The 1,348-nt window shown below is 51.2% G+C and carries 1 protein-coding gene; it reads right to left on the bottom strand.

Annotation, left to right across the window (positions count from 1 at the left end):
* A partial coding sequence (locus tag CW742_RS13310; RefSeq protein ID WP_292421182.1) for a glycosyltransferase family 2 protein occupies positions 1 to 1,335 on the bottom strand: 1,335 nt, incomplete at its 3' end.
* Positions 1,336 to 1,348 lie beyond the last annotated feature (13 nt).

Consider the following 1,348-nt stretch of genomic DNA (forward strand, 5'->3'; position numbering starts at 1 on the left):
AGTATCCTCAATATCATACCGCACATTAATTGGCACTTCTGCAATCCGCAAATTATGATCGCTGATCTGAATCAAAATTTCAGAACCGGCAGACATCCCCTGACCATTCAGGTTAATCACATCAATCGCCCGCTTGCCGTACGCACGGAACCCGCTTTGGGAATCGCTGATATCTGCAACTCCGGCTATCCGGGTTGCACCGTCCAGCACTTTCATCCCGACTTTACGGTAGCTGGGAATATTCCGTTCATTCTTTTCCAGGAACCGGGATCCGATAACAACATCAACATCAAGCTTGACCAAGGCATCGAGGAGCCGTCCGACATCATCCGGGTTGTGCTGGCCATCGGCATCGAGGATGACCAGGGCATCGACATGAAGTTCGCGGGCCTTCTGAAAAATGTCCTGGAGTGCAGCACCATAGCCGGCATTATTTTCATGATGGATAACAAGAGCACCCAGTTCTTCAGCAATGGCTTTTGTGGCATCGGTTGACCCATCATCTATGACAAGGACCGTGTCAACAAATTTTCTCGTCCCGATAATTGTTTTTGCCAGGCATTTTTCCTCGTTAAATGCTGGCATCGCGGCAAGAATCCTGACAGAATTCTTCCAGTCAGGGTCTGACGGAAGATCTGAAAGATTTGTGAGGGGGGCTTCCTCAACTCTCATGTTCTGGGACTGCAGGTGGGCAATAATATCCGTTTCAAGATGGAACCCGTCAGTTTTGAAGTCAAGTTTATCCAGTGCCCTTCTGCTGAATGCACGGATGTCGGACATCGGGTCAGTAAAAGGAAGACTGTCGTTATTCTTTTTTGGCAGTTTCCGGAGTGTCCGTGAGATCTCTGTTGAAAAGGGGACGTTATGCTGGACATCCAGGTAATGCGATCCGATAACTAGATCTGCATCCCCGGTAAGAGTTGCTGCCGCAACTTTGGGGATATCGTGGATATGAGCGTATGCATTGGGACCGATATAGACCGCCGCTTTGCATCCATATTCCCGGGCATTTTTCAATCCCAGTAACAGTGCATAAGCTCTGCCCGTATGGACATGAAGCCGGATTACATCTGCGCCGGCCATCTTGGCAACCTCAGGGGTCTTGTCGGTAGAATTGTCATCCACCACGATCACCCGGTCCACGTGCTGGCGTACCTGGAGCACGACCGACCCGAGCGCGATCTGCTCATTGTATGCGGGGATTACGGCAATGAGGCCCTGGTGGGGATTGACATCGCTGTCTGTGACTTTGATGAGCCGGGCGTCAAACGATGCCGTATCCTCTGCCCGTGCGCGATGCGATTCCTGCGGGGGAAGGGATACGGTGGGTGACATGATTGTGCTCACA

The sequence above is a fragment of the Methanoregula sp. genome, from assembly GCF_002835825.1.
Taxonomy (GTDB): domain Archaea; phylum Halobacteriota; class Methanomicrobia; order Methanomicrobiales; family Methanospirillaceae; genus Methanoregula.